The organism is Chthonomonas sp., from assembly GCA_016788425.1.
In the GTDB taxonomy this organism is placed as follows: Bacteria; Armatimonadota; Fimbriimonadia; order Fimbriimonadales; family Fimbriimonadaceae; genus JAEURQ01.
Genome location: JAEURQ010000003.1, coordinates 146,594 through 158,290, shown reverse-complemented (window position 1 = coordinate 158,290; position 11,697 = coordinate 146,594). Strand labels below are relative to the sequence as shown.

Annotated in this window: 13 protein-coding genes; 5 read left to right on the top strand and 8 right to left on the bottom strand. The window is 61.4% G+C overall.

All coding sequences use genetic code 11. The features are described from left to right. On the bottom strand, positions 1-999 hold the full coding sequence (locus tag JNJ45_08020; protein MBL8048612.1) for a hypothetical protein: 999 nt from the start codon (positions 997-999) through the stop codon (positions 1-3). 76 nt (positions 1,000-1,075) lie between these two features. On the opposite strand from JNJ45_08020, the gene JNJ45_08015 reads away from it, so the two are divergent. Together JNJ45_08015 and JNJ45_08010 are read left to right on the top strand one after the other, a co-directional pair. Beyond that, entirely contained in the window at positions 1,076-1,219 is a 144-nt protein-coding gene (locus tag JNJ45_08015; GenBank protein MBL8048611.1) for a hypothetical protein, read from the top strand. 6 nt (positions 1,220-1,225) lie between these two features. Next, positions 1,226-2,875, top strand: coding sequence for an amidase (locus tag JNJ45_08010; GenBank protein MBL8048610.1), 1,650 nt, complete (start codon positions 1,226-1,228; stop codon positions 2,873-2,875). A 143-nt stretch (positions 2,876-3,018) separates the two neighbouring features. On the opposite strand, the gene JNJ45_08005 is transcribed toward JNJ45_08010, so the two are convergent. After that, the gene (locus tag JNJ45_08005; GenBank protein MBL8048609.1) at positions 3,019-3,792 is read right to left on the bottom strand and encodes a hypothetical protein; all 774 of its coding nucleotides are present in this window, start codon (positions 3,790-3,792) and stop codon (positions 3,019-3,021) included. A 156-nt stretch (positions 3,793-3,948) separates the two neighbouring features. Here JNJ45_08005 and JNJ45_08000 point away from each other — a divergent pair, with 156 nt between their 5' ends. Beyond that, entirely contained in the window at positions 3,949-4,638 is a 690-nt protein-coding gene (locus JNJ45_08000; protein MBL8048608.1) for a phosphodiester glycosidase family protein, read from the top strand. 69 nt (positions 4,639-4,707) lie between these two features. Further along, a complete protein-coding gene (locus tag JNJ45_07995; GenBank protein ID MBL8048607.1) occupies positions 4,708-5,163 on the top strand; it encodes a VOC family protein in 456 nt (151 codons plus the stop codon). Here the strand turns inward: JNJ45_07995 and JNJ45_07990 are convergent. From JNJ45_07990 to JNJ45_07980, 3 genes are all read right to left on the bottom strand, one after another. Continuing rightward, positions 5,156-7,666 carry an NTP transferase domain-containing protein gene (locus JNJ45_07990; GenBank protein ID MBL8048606.1) on the bottom strand — a complete coding sequence of 837 codons (2,511 nt, stop codon included), beginning with the start codon at positions 7,664-7,666 and terminating at the stop codon, positions 5,156-5,158. The two genes, JNJ45_07995 and JNJ45_07990, sit on opposite strands and share 8 nt — an antisense overlap. Positions 7,667-7,881: 215 nt before the next feature. Beyond that, positions 7,882-8,349 (bottom strand): DinB family protein, encoded by a 468-nt coding sequence (locus tag JNJ45_07985; GenBank protein MBL8048605.1) that lies wholly within the window; start codon positions 8,347-8,349, stop codon positions 7,882-7,884. A gap of 12 nt (positions 8,350-8,361) precedes the next feature. After that, positions 8,362-8,826, bottom strand: a complete 465-nt coding sequence (locus JNJ45_07980; protein ID MBL8048604.1) for a DinB family protein — start codon at positions 8,824-8,826, stop codon at positions 8,362-8,364. A 41-nt stretch (positions 8,827-8,867) separates the two neighbouring features. Between JNJ45_07980 and ndk the strand changes: the two genes are divergently transcribed. After that, positions 8,868-9,281, top strand: coding sequence for a nucleoside-diphosphate kinase (gene ndk / locus JNJ45_07975; GenBank protein ID MBL8048603.1), 414 nt, complete (start codon positions 8,868-8,870; stop codon positions 9,279-9,281). A gap of 67 nt (positions 9,282-9,348) precedes the next feature. Here the strand turns inward: ndk and JNJ45_07970 are convergent, their stop codons facing one another. The 3 genes from JNJ45_07970 to JNJ45_07960 form a co-directional block, all read right to left on the bottom strand. Next, positions 9,349-9,534 (bottom strand): hypothetical protein, encoded by a 186-nt coding sequence (locus tag JNJ45_07970; GenBank protein ID MBL8048602.1) that lies wholly within the window; start codon positions 9,532-9,534, stop codon positions 9,349-9,351. 113 nt (positions 9,535-9,647) lie between these two features. After that, complete coding sequence (locus JNJ45_07965; protein ID MBL8048601.1) at positions 9,648-11,279, bottom strand: DUF3352 domain-containing protein; 1,632 nt, start codon at positions 11,277-11,279, stop codon at positions 9,648-9,650. 66 nt (positions 11,280-11,345) lie between these two features. Continuing rightward, positions 11,346-11,696 (bottom strand): ASCH domain-containing protein, encoded by a 351-nt coding sequence (locus JNJ45_07960; protein MBL8048600.1) that lies wholly within the window; start codon positions 11,694-11,696, stop codon positions 11,346-11,348. Between the last annotated feature and the right edge of the window lies 1 nt (position 11,697).

Below are 11,697 nucleotides of genomic sequence, written 5' to 3'. Positions count from 1 at the left end.
TTACGGGGCTGCGCGCCAGGCGGCCAGCGGGGTGAAGGTTTCCGGACGATAGAGAACCGCTTGTTGCGGCTGATCGGCGGGCGACCACGCCAGCAAGCCGCGCGGCGTCTCCATCAGCGCGGTGCCGGGAGCAAAGCGGAGTTCCTGCCCCGTAAAGCCGTTGCGCAGCAACGTGTGGCTGGCTGAATCAATCTGCAAGAGTTGCTCACGCAGCGAGATGAAGCGAATCGTGCCGCGGCTTTCGGCGATGTCCATGCGGCGCGTGCCATCGAGCGCGACGATGATCGCCCGCTCGGCGTTGTAGGTGGTGCGTTCCACTGCGGCCAGGGCCCCTTCTTCGGGGCGGAGCGAGTAGCGGCTGAGGTCGGCGCCCAGCTCGGCATACATGCCAAAGCCGTCGTTGAGGTTGAACTCGGCGAGCCCCCAACTCGGCGCATTTTCGGCGACCATGAGGAGGCGTTTGCCCGCTCGATGAAGCTCGTCGCTGAGCGGGCCGCTCGCCCGGCTGAGACCGGGAATCTTGCCCACCAAACGCGGCGCTGGCACCTTCGCCTTCAGGTCAATGGCGACCAGCGCCTCCAGCCACGGTTTGCCTTGCCGATCTTCCCAGCGCGGGACCAGATACAGCGTGTCGCCCACGAACTCGTCGCCGGAAAGCGCCACCGCGCGGTCGGTGCGTTCTTTGCTCGCAAACAGCTGCGCGTTGTCGCGCATTTGTTGGCCGGTCAGCACCTTCGGCGAGCGGGCGATGGCCTCAAAATGCGTGGTGCGAACTTGCTTTCCGGTGCGAATGGTGAGGCCCCGTTTGTCCCACACCACCCAACTGGCGCCCGCTTTGAGCGCAAAAATGGGGGACGGCTTGGGCTGGGCGCGGTTGATCGCCACTTTTGCCGTGCCCGCCGAGTCTGTGATTTGGAACTGCCCGCCCGCAAACGTCAGCTTGACGGGTGCCGATGCGACGCCTTGGAGTATCGTGGAACAGAGGGCGAGGGCTACCATTGCAATTGGTGTAAGTATGGACTGTCGAGATTGTCCACGTTATGATTTTGATCAACAAACTTGTCGAGATGGCAAGGTGAATCCGCCGCGTCGCAGTCAGGTGGTGGATTTCGTCAACACGTTCGGCGTGCGCGCCCTGTGCCCGCTGAACGATCACCGCGAATGGCTGGTGGAAACCCGCGCCCGCGTGACCCGACCCTCGCCGAGGCAGGGGCGCTAGAGCCGCATGGGAATTGATACCCGCCTCACGCGAAAAGACTTCCTCGCCGGAAGCATGAGCCTGTTTTTGGCGAGCGCGGTGCGCGCCCAAACCGCCACGCCCGACCCGCTGACCACCGCCGACCTCGCGAGCATGGCCCGCGCCATGGGCTTTACCCTTGCCGAAGACGACCTCAAGGCCGCCCTCGCGACGGTCGTCGAGCTGCGCGGCGGTTACGCCGCGTTTCGGAATCTGCAAATGGCCAACTCGGTCGCGCCGAGCTTTGTGTTCCGTCCGGAAGGCCGTATTCCAGCCTCGGCCGCGGGCGTGAAACCCGCCGCCTTGCCGAAAGCCGGGAAGCTGCCGGCCAGCGAGGAGGACATCGCTTTCCTGACCGCGACCGAACTGGCCGCGTTGATTCGATCGCGCCAGCTCACCGCGCGGCGACTCACCGAGATCTACATTCGCCGCATTGAGCGTCTGAGCCCCAAGCTGCTGAACGTGATTTCTCTGCTCGCGCCGAGCGCCTTGGCCCAGGCCGACGTGTTGGACGCCGAGGCGAGCAAGGGCAAGTTTCGTGGGCCTCTGCACGGCCTGCCCTACGGCCTGAAAGACCTTTTCGCAAGCCGGGAGGGGCGCACCACCTGGGGCGCCGCACCCTACAAGGATCAGCGGTTCGACTTTGACAGCGCGGTGGTGGAGCGACTCGAAGCCGCTGGCGCGATCTTGCTGGCCAAGACCAGCGTGGGCGCGCTCGCCATGGATGACCACTGGTTTGGCGGCAAAACCAAGAATCCCTGGAACACGGCGCAAGGCAGCAGCGGCTCCTCGGCGGGTTCGGCCAGTGGCTTGGCGGCAGGATTATTTGCCTTTGCCATTGGCACCGAGACTCTGGGCAGCATCATGTCGCCTTCGCATCGGTGCCGCGTGACGGGGCTACGCCCGACGTTTGGCCGAGTCTCTCGCCACGGCGCGATGGCCCTAAGCTGGACGATGGACAAGGTCGGCCCGATTGGTCGCACCGCCGCCGATTGCGGGCTCGTTCTCAGCGCGCTGGTCGGCCACGATCCGCGCGACGCCGCCTCGGTGGATAAGCCGCTAAGGTTGGACACCAAGATTGACCCGCTGCGGCTGAAGATCGCGTTTTTGACGGACGATGCCGCGCTCGATGAGGACGATGCGAGCAAGGGGCCGGGCGAAATTGTCGCCATGCTCCGCGCCGCCGGGGCTACGCTGGAGGGCAAAACCTTCCGCCGAGTGGGCAATGGCGTGGACATGTGCCTGAGCATTGAGGCCGCCGCCGCCTTTGAGGGGCTTACCCTGGGCGAGGACATCAAGAAGCTGGAGAACAGTCTGTGGCCGGGCATTTTCCGCGGCCACCTGTTTAGCGGCGGGGTGGGTTACGTGCAGGCGATGCGCGCGCGCAGCCTGACGATGAAGAATTTTGAGGAGGATTTTGGCGATTTCGACGTGGTGATCACGAGCGATCGCGGGAGCTACCTGTTGTTCAACACCAACCTCACCGGCCATCCGCAGCTGTATATTCCGCTCATCGGCGGGCGCGGGATCTCGCTAATCGGTCGGCTGTACGACGAGGCGAAGCTCATCGCGCTGGGCAACTGGATTCAGGCTCAGACGCAGTACTATCGCCTGCGCCCGGATTTGAGCAAGCTGTGAACGCGGCTACAGGTCACCGAACTCGATGACGGTCTTGCGGGCGACCTTTCAAGTCCAATCTCTCAGAGCAATGAAAAGATTAGTAATTTGAGCGACATGTCAATCATCTTCGGACCTGAGGATTGCCGTCACGACGATGGTCGCTAACGACCTTCGCCACCCTCCTTAGCCAGTCTTCTACGGATTGCGTTCGCGATGTCGGTGAACAGCTTGTATCGAGAACGGGCCGACTTCAGCCAATTTCTCGGCGGGTTTGGGCGCGCCATCATTCGCTTGGCACTTTCAGCCGCTGCCTCAACGATGGGCAGGCTCTCCCTGGCACCGTGTATGCCGTGCTGACTCCACTCGTGGTAATTAATATCAAGGTAGGCCGTCTTCCAATCAGGCAGCCCCTGTTGAGCATGTCTCTGCCGAAATCGCTTCCACAGAAGAGTTGCCTCTTCACGTTTGTAGTGCCTTAGGAGGCCGCGAACGTAGCAGGCCTGAAATCTGACGGCTTGAGGATACCATTGATCAAAACGTTGCGCTACGACTTTGTCCAATGGCACGAGGTTGTAATCACGCGCGGTGCTGTAAGCGATGAGAGCTTGGTCTCGATTGAGAGTTTTTGTAGTCAGCATCCACTTGCGAACCCAATTCCTATCTTCCACGCTCCAAGCAAAAGGGTCGATATTGTTGTAGGCAATAAGCAGCTTGGTGAGATCTTCGTCGCTTAAACCTTTTGCAAACTTCGGCAGCAACCTCTGCCGCACTTCGAAGCTCGCGTCCGCGTCGAACTCTAGCTCATGCCACCGCTTAAACTCGCGCCGGTCTCCCTTCGGTAGCCGAAGGTCCCTTGATGAGATAGACGCCAGATCCAGGCTACTTCCGTTGACACCCGAGGTGGCAACCAATGCAAGAATTGCGGCTAAACCCATATCTTAAAGTTCCTTGAGTCGCCGAGATGCAACCTCACACTACTTTAACCCGACCTCCGCGCGAATTGTAACATCCTGCGCAGAATTCTTCAAGAAATCTCCCAATTCCCAACGGGACGCAGTATCATCAACCGCGACCCCACTCCGCACGCGCCCATGATCTTTGCTCCCGCCCTTTGGCAACCCAGCCCCATCAACATCATTCAAGACCGCAAGAACAAGGTGGATACGGTGGTGGTGAACCTGAACGACCAGCGCGCGAGTTTTGGTGTGGTGACGGCGAAGGATTTTCCCGGCACCGACGAGTCGTTCGCCAGCATGGTGGGCCGCAGCAACGCCGCCGTCGCCATCAACGGAGCGTACTTTAGCACCACCACCCTGCTGCCCATTGGCGATCTTTTTGTGGATGGTCAGCTGTTGCATGGTGGGCGCATGGGCACCGTGCTGAAAATGACCGAGGACGGAAAAATGGACATCGAGCGCGTGGTGCGGCATCGCACCATGGATTGGCGCGGGCACAAGTTTGTGCTCGGTTGCGGTCCCGCGCTGGTGCTCGATGGCAAGGTGGATGTGGATTGGCGCGGCGAGGGTTTCCGCGACCCGCACGTCACCGGTAAGACCGCGCGCATGGCCATCGGCTACACGCAGGGCGGCAAACTGCTGCTGGTGCGCATCGGCCGGGCGGTGAGCTTTGGCGAGGAGGCGGAGATCATGCGCAAGCTCGGCTGCCACGAGGCGATGAATCTGGACGCCGGCGCAAGTAGCGGGCTGTACGCGAACGGCAAGATATTGGTCAAACCGAGCCGCGAGCTCACCAGCATCTTGGCGGCGTGGGTTTCGCAGTAGGTCGCTCGAGCAGCTGCAACTGTGCGGGCCTTGATTCGGCTCTGCCGCGGCGAGAGGTAAGGTGAAGCCATGCAACCCATCTCTGTCGCCTTGCTCTTTAACGCCGGATGCCAAGCGCCGCTCGAGTTTTACCAGTCCGTCTTCACCGATGCCGAGCTCGTGCGCAAGTACGAAATGGACGGCCAGGTCATCGCCGCCGCCATCCGGCTGCGCGGGACCGAGTTTGTGCTCATCAGCGGCGGACCGGAGTGCGAGCACTCGGTGGCCGCCTCCTACATGATCCGCACGCAAGACCAGGCGGAGACCGACTACTTCTGGAATCGGCTGAGCGAAGGCGGCGAGGAATCGTACTGCGGATGGCTGCGCGACAAGTTTGGCGTGTGGTGGCAGGTGACGCCCAGCCGCATGGACGAGCTGACCACGACCGGCACGCCCGCCCAGGCGCAAGCGGTGTTTCAGGCGATGATGGGCATGCAAAAGATCATCATCGCCGACCTGGAAGCGGCCTCCGACGCCGCTAGCTAATGGCGGCGGGCTCGCGCTGCAGGTCCTGAATCTCGCGCACCATATCGTCCACAAGGCGCTGGCTGTCTTCCTGCGAATCGCCTTCGGCGACGACCGTGAACTCCTGCTCGAACGAATCGGGCAGCACGAGCACCCAGCCGGTGGGCCGCAGCACCTTGATGCCGTCGAACAGCTCGCGCTCTTCGTCGCCGTAGCGATCCATGAGCATGCGCATCACGCCGCCCTTGGCTTCCCACGGACACTTGACCTTGCTGCGTGACATCGCGAAATCGGGCAGTTCGGCCACCACTTCGCGGGGCGTCGTGCCGAGCTGATCGAGCATCTTGATGAGCCGCGCCAACGTGTACATGGCGTCGAACCCAGGGTGAAGATCGGGGAAGATAAACCCGCCCTTGGCGTCACCGCCAAAAATCACGCCTTCGCGGTCGGTCACGTCCAGCAGCGAACGCGTGTCGGCGCGCGAGACCTCGATGTTGGCGCCCGCGCCGGTCAGCACATCGCGCAATCGGTCGGGGGCGAGCACGTTCAGCGCCATGTTCGCGCCGGGGTGGCATCGCGCCATCAGCAACGTCATCATGCCGAGCAGAGTGTTGTGCGAAATCACCTCGCCCTGGTCGTCCACAATCACCAGGCGTTCGCCTTCGTGGTTAAACAGCACGCCGAGATCGTAGTTGAGCGTGCCGACGATGTGGCTGAGATTCTTGACGTGGCGGCCGACTTCCTCGCGGCCGCGCGGCGAAAGTTTGCTGTCGTTGTAGGCGTTAATGCCAATGGTCTCGATGCCGAGCTTGCCCAGCATCTGCGGCACCACGCTGCTGATGGCGCTGTAGCCGTAATCGCAAACAATTTTGATGGCGCGCTCGCTGCCGTTGAAGTTTAGGCGCTTGAAAAAGTCGTCCTCGTAGGCTTCCTGCGCCCGACTGGAGTAGCTGATCGTGCCGAGGTCCTCGGCATCCACGCGGTGGAAGTCTTCGCGGAAGAACGCGCTTTCGACCTTGCGCTCGTTGTTGCGGCTGAGATACGCGCCGCGCGCATCGAACATTTCGATGAGCGAAACCCGGCTGTTGCCCGGCAGCTTACGCACGTTCATGGCGCCGGCCGCGCCCATCGAGGCGATAAAGTGCCGCGTCACTGGCACCGGCGATCCGCGCAGGTCAATCACTTCGCAGCCCACCGAGAGCAAACTCGCCATCATCGCGCGCTTAATCATGCGGCTGCTGCGGGTGGAATCGCGCGCGGTGACCACCGTGCAGCGATCGGGCATCACCGAGCCAAACGCCGAGCCGAGCCGAGTCGCGAATTCCGGCGTGATTTCCACGTTGCTGAGGCCGGCCACGCCGAGCTCGCGGAAGAGGTTTCCGCGCCACTTATTGCCCCACACCAGCGACATGGTCACGGTCGAGCCGCGCTCAATCACTTTGTCCGGCCACAGCTTCACGCGGGCGCGAATGGTGCAGGCGTTGTCAATGAGGCAGCGATCGCCGATGACGGCGTCTTCCAGCACGACCGAGTCGCGCTTGATGGTGCATCGCGAGGCGACAATCGCGCTCTCCACGCTCACGCTGGGGCCGATGTAGTTGCCGTCCCACAGCACGCTGCGGATAATCTGCGCGCCTTCTTCAATCAGGCAGTTGTCGCCGATGACGGTGTGAGGGCCGACGACCGCGTGCGCCTTGATCTTGGTGTTCTTGCCAATCGCGACGGGCGGCACAATCTGCGCGGTCTCGTGGATCGTCGCGGTCTCGGCCACCCACTCGCCGGTCGAGCGCTCGATGCCGTCAATCTTCAGCGTGGTGGCCCGCGTGAGCATGTGCTGCTGGCTGTCGCGGTACTGAGTCAGGTTGCCGATGTCGCACCAGTAGCCGTCCATCACGTAGCCGTACATCGGGCTGCCGTTGCGCAGGAGCTCGGGGAAAATATCCTGGCTCCAGTCGTAGTTTTTACCCATCTGCATGAGCTCAAAAATCTCGGGCTCCAGAATGTACATCCCGGTGTTCACGGTGTCGCTAAACACCTCGCTCCAGCCCGGCTTTTCCAGAAACCGCGAGATGCGGCCATCGTCCTCGGTAATCACAATGCCAAAGTCGAGCGGGTTGGGCACACGCGCCAAAATCAGCGTCGCGAGGCTGCCCTTTTCGCGGTGAAAGGCCAGGGCCGCGCTCAGGTCGCAATCGGTCAGGGCGTCGCCGCTGACAATAAAAAAGGTGCCGTCGCGCAGGTGCGGTTCGGCTTGCTTGACCGATCCGGCGGTGCCCAGGGGCGTGTCCTCAATCGAGTAGCGCACGGGCATGTCGAACTCGCTGCCATCGTCAAAGTAGCTCTGAATCTCGTCGGCCAGGTAGTGGAGCGTCACCACCGTTTCGGTCACGCCGTGCCGTCGCAGCAGGCGCAAAATGTGCTCCATGATGGGCGTGTTGGCCACCGGCACCAGCGGCTTGGGTTTGTTGGAGGTGATTGGCCTTAGCCGTGACCCTTCGCCGCCCGCCATCACCACCGCTTTCATATAGTCAATTGTACGTGGTTTAGGCCGCCAACGAAGCTGGTTCCGCCCTTTTTCCCGGTACAAATTCTAGGTTTGCCAAAAACCCCTTGTTTGGTTGTCACAAACAGCGTACAATCATGGCGGACTCATTGAGTCCAAGTTGATTGGTCAGCAATGGCCACTGCAGGGGTTCGCCCAACTGGGCGAATCCCTTTTCTTTCGCCTGCCGTTCGCGCTTAGTGCATGTCCTTGTCGCCGAGGAGCGTCTGCATGTAGCAGATTTGCCCGGTGTGATAGACCATGTTCCAGCGGTGGTAGTCGGCCACGTCGGCCACGCGCCACGGCTCGGGACCCCAGAACTTCATTTGCCCTTCCAGGTCGGCATCGGCCATGCCGCGGATGTAGTCCACCAGGGCGGCGTTGGCCGTACGCAGGGCGGCGGCGGCTTTCTCCAACGTGTCGAGCTGAGCCTTGGTGGCCTCGAATTCGGCGATCATCTCGGGCGTGAAATCGGGCATGGTTTTGGCCGTGAGCGTGGCCGGCATGTGGCCGCAGATAATGGCGCACTCGGCGACTTGGTCGAGAGCGCTGCGCGCGCCTTCGGGTTGCCAGGTGACCTTGTCGGCGGGGAGCGCCTCGGCTTGTCGAATCAGCCCTTCGCAGCAGAACGCGGTTTGATCCGCAATAAAATCTTGAACTCGCATAGGATGTTTAGCTTAGCCCATGGGGTTGATGCCGAGCAACTGCAACAGGTAGGCGATCTGCCCTTCGTGGTAGGCCATGTTCCAGGTGTGATAGGTCACGGTGTCGGCGACGCGGTGCTCGCCCCACGGCATTTCGACGTTGGCTTCGAGGTCGGCTTCGGTGAGCGTGGCCACGTGGTCAATGAGGCGCTGGGTGTCGGCCCGCAGGAGCCGCTCCAGCTCGGTGGGATCGGTGATGAGCGCGCGATTGCGGGCCCACCGCGCCATGTTCTCGGCGGCGAAGGATGCCTTGCGCTCGCTGTAGACCTCCCAGTTGGCGCTGAGCGCGGTCGCGACTTCTTGATATTGGTCCAGGGCGCTGCGCATGCCTTCTTGCGGAACCCAGGCGAGCTTATCGGCGGGCACGCGGTTGACCATGGCGATGAAGGCGCCTTGTTGGTTAAGAAGTTGGCGAGCGAGCAGTTCCTGAGCGGTCATGCGCTCAGGTTACCGCCGGGATGTTTCATAATAGGTCAAGCATGGAAACAACACTTGTTCTAATTAAGCCCGGCGGAGTGAGCCGCAATCTTATCGGCGAGATCACACGCCGCATCGAGGCTCGTGGCCTGACGATCGCCGCCATGAAGTTGGTGCAGCCGGAGCGCGCCACGGTGGAAGCCCACTACGCCGAGCACGCCGAGCGCCCGTTCTTTAAGGATGTTTGCGACTACCTGACCAGCGGCGCGATTGTCGCGATGGCGGTCAGCGGTACCAACGCGGTGAAGGCGATTCGCGCGATGATGGGCGCGACAAACCCCCTCGACGCGACGCCGGGTACGGTTCGCGGCGACTTCGCGTTGACGATTGACGACAACCTGGTTCACAGTTCGAGCGACCCCGAGGCTTCGGAGCGCGAACTCGGCCTTTGGTTCCCCGAAGGCTTGGCTCGCTAAGCTGGTTTAGGCAGACGAAAAAACGCCCCCGCGCCAGTCGGCGTCGGGGGCGTTCTTTTTCTGCAACTTAGGTGTTGAGGGCGGCGAGAATGTCTGGGTCGTTAGGATCGATTTCGTCTACCACCGATGGGTACAAGATTTTCCCATCGCGAATTGCCGCCGCGCGGGCCTTGCGGTCCGCGGGCAAAGCATCTGCCATCGCCTTGACCGTGGCCGCCCTTTCCTCTGCCGAGAGCTCTTCGAGCCGTAGCACAGAAGGCGGGGAGGAGAGCCCGAGAAACACCTTTACCCTGACCCAAAACGAGGCAGAGGACTTGAGCTCTGCCCACTCCTGTTCGCTCCGGATAGAATGCGGTGCCATCTTTCTTACTTCAATTCCGGCGATGTCGGCATCCCTTCGCCCGACATTGACGGGCGGCCCGATTCCTGCTCGCGCATGGCCGTGCCGATGAGGCCGATCAGCTTGTCGTAGTTCAGCGGAATAAACAGCCGACCTATCATGCGCTCGCCATTCTTGCCCGAGGTCATGGTGATGGCCGCTGATTCGCCACCAACCGCAGCGAGAATGTCGGCGAACGCCGGGCCTCTTCCACCCTGCGATTCGGTGATCTGCTTTTCAAAGCGAGTCAACATCCGGCCGTGATTAAACACGACCACGAACGAGTCGTCGTTGCCCTGCTTGCTCAAGAACGACGTCGTCGAGGCGTCGCCGCTTAACGGCTTGGTGCCCGTGACAAGCGATTCCATCATCGTCTTGCTCGAAGCCAGCGTGAGACCGTTTTCGTACTCCGACATGATCATCGGTTGCGAGGTGCCCTTGCCTTCCCAGGCTGGTTTGCCGGCGACTTCAATCGGCGCGAACGTCATGGCTTGCGAGCCGGCCATCTCGCGGTTGGAGGCCGACTTGCGAATCGCGGCGCCGACGCGGGTTGCGGCTCCGGCATCGCCTTCGGCGCGAATGAAGAAATCAACATCGGTCGGTTTGCCCGAGGCCGAGGAATACACGCCCGCCGAGAACGTCCCGGCGAGTAGCGGCTTGACATCGTTCTCGAGGCTTAGACCCGACTTCGTTTCGAACTCCGAGATCATCTTCTTGGCGTCCGGAACCACGGCACTGACCGCTTCGGAGTACTGGGTCAGGAATGCACCCATTCCTTGATACGCCAGGAATCCCAGGCTCCCGGCGGGAATGCGGTTCAGCTCGGTTTGGTTAATGGGTTTCATCTCCGTCGCCATCTTGGCGACCATCGAATCCTTCTTGAATGGGATCGTCGAAACGTCCAAGGCCAGGCCGTCGCCCTGAATCGTGATGCTCATGCCCAGGGAGTAGGCGGTCAGCTCGCTCATGGCGTTGTTGTTTGCGGCCGCACCCGCCAATTCCGCGGCTTTCCCGTAGTCGCTGTACACCAGCAGGTTCGCGTCGCTCGGCAATACCTCGCGGCATGACTTGTACCCCGGGACGCTCAAGATGTTGGGCGTCTTTTGCTCCTTCACGTCGAGAATCTTTTGGAACGTGTTCTGGGTGTCGGTGACCACCAAGTAGTCACCCATCATGTTCAGGGTAATTGGCGCCTTTTCGCCAGCGCCCTTGCGCACCAAGTCTTCCACGCGGCCGCGATCTTTCACGGCGAAGAAACCGGCCATTTGCGGAGTCTTGTTCGGGCCGAGCCACACGGCCATGGCGTAGCTGGTCGCTAAGTTCTTGCGGAGTTCGTTCGCAAGCGGGTGGCCCTGCAGCATGCCGGCGACGGTCTCGTCGAACTTCTTGTCGAGGCCCTCGCGCTCCAGCGCCTTGGCGATGGTTTGCATGGTCAGCGCCTGACGTGCGCTCGGCGCGGTGTCAAACGACATTACGAAAACGGAGTCGGCGGGGACGTATTGCAGCGCGCTTTCGCCCTTGCGGTCGCTCAGCATCTTGTAAGCGATTCCTCCGGCGACGGCGAGACCAGCCGTAGCGGCCAGACCAATAACGAGCGATTTACCTTGACGAGTTCTCATGACAACAATAACCTACTTGCCATATTCTAACAAGTCGGGCATGAAAACAGTTGCGTTTTCTAGTGCTTAATGCTCATCAACGCGCGAAAAGTGCACAACGGTGACGATATGCGCGGGCGTCACGAACTCGCCGTACACCCGGGTGAGCAGCGTAATCATTTCGTCTTGCGTGCGAAGCTCGGGGTTCTCGCGCTCAATATCGCGCGGCGAAAGCTCGCTGATCGGCTTAACTTCCACCTTGTCAATAATCGCCGAATACAGCTTCTGGCGACGTGCGTAGCGGTTGCCGACCGTCACCCACACAATGCTTCCCGAACTGTACTTGTCCGACTTGTCGCCCAGGCGAATCGTCGCCGTTTTGCGGCCCGTGCGGAGCACGTCTTCATAAAGGTCGGTGTAAAAATTCAGGGCAAACATG

What these genes read in the sequence shown, in the direction of transcription:
- JNJ45_08020 (MBL8048612.1), bottom strand. Translation starts at nt 999, where the DNA reads ATGGTAGCCCTCGCCCTCTGTTCCACGATACTCCAAGGCGTCGCATCG.
- JNJ45_08010 (MBL8048610.1), top strand. Translation starts at nt 1,226, where the DNA reads ATGGGAATTGATACCCGCCTCACGCGAAAAGACTTCCTCGCCGGAAGC.
- JNJ45_08005 (MBL8048609.1), bottom strand. Translation starts at nt 3,792, where the DNA reads ATGGGTTTAGCCGCAATTCTTGCATTGGTTGCCACCTCGGGTGTCAAC.
- JNJ45_08000 (MBL8048608.1), top strand. Translation starts at nt 3,949, where the DNA reads ATGATCTTTGCTCCCGCCCTTTGGCAACCCAGCCCCATCAACATCATT.
- JNJ45_07995 (MBL8048607.1), top strand. Translation starts at nt 4,708, where the DNA reads ATGCAACCCATCTCTGTCGCCTTGCTCTTTAACGCCGGATGCCAAGCG.
- JNJ45_07990 (MBL8048606.1), bottom strand. Translation starts at nt 7,666, where the DNA reads ATGAAAGCGGTGGTGATGGCGGGCGGCGAAGGGTCACGGCTAAGGCCA.
- JNJ45_07985 (MBL8048605.1), bottom strand. Translation starts at nt 8,349, where the DNA reads ATGCGAGTTCAAGATTTTATTGCGGATCAAACCGCGTTCTGCTGCGAA.
- JNJ45_07980 (MBL8048604.1), bottom strand. Translation starts at nt 8,826, where the DNA reads ATGACCGCTCAGGAACTGCTCGCTCGCCAACTTCTTAACCAACAAGGC.
- ndk (MBL8048603.1), top strand. Translation starts at nt 8,868, where the DNA reads ATGGAAACAACACTTGTTCTAATTAAGCCCGGCGGAGTGAGCCGCAAT.
- JNJ45_07965 (MBL8048601.1), bottom strand. Translation starts at nt 11,279, where the DNA reads ATGAGAACTCGTCAAGGTAAATCGCTCGTTATTGGTCTGGCCGCTACG.
- JNJ45_07960 (MBL8048600.1), bottom strand. Translation starts at nt 11,696, where the DNA reads ATGTTTGCCCTGAATTTTTACACCGACCTTTATGAAGACGTGCTCCGC.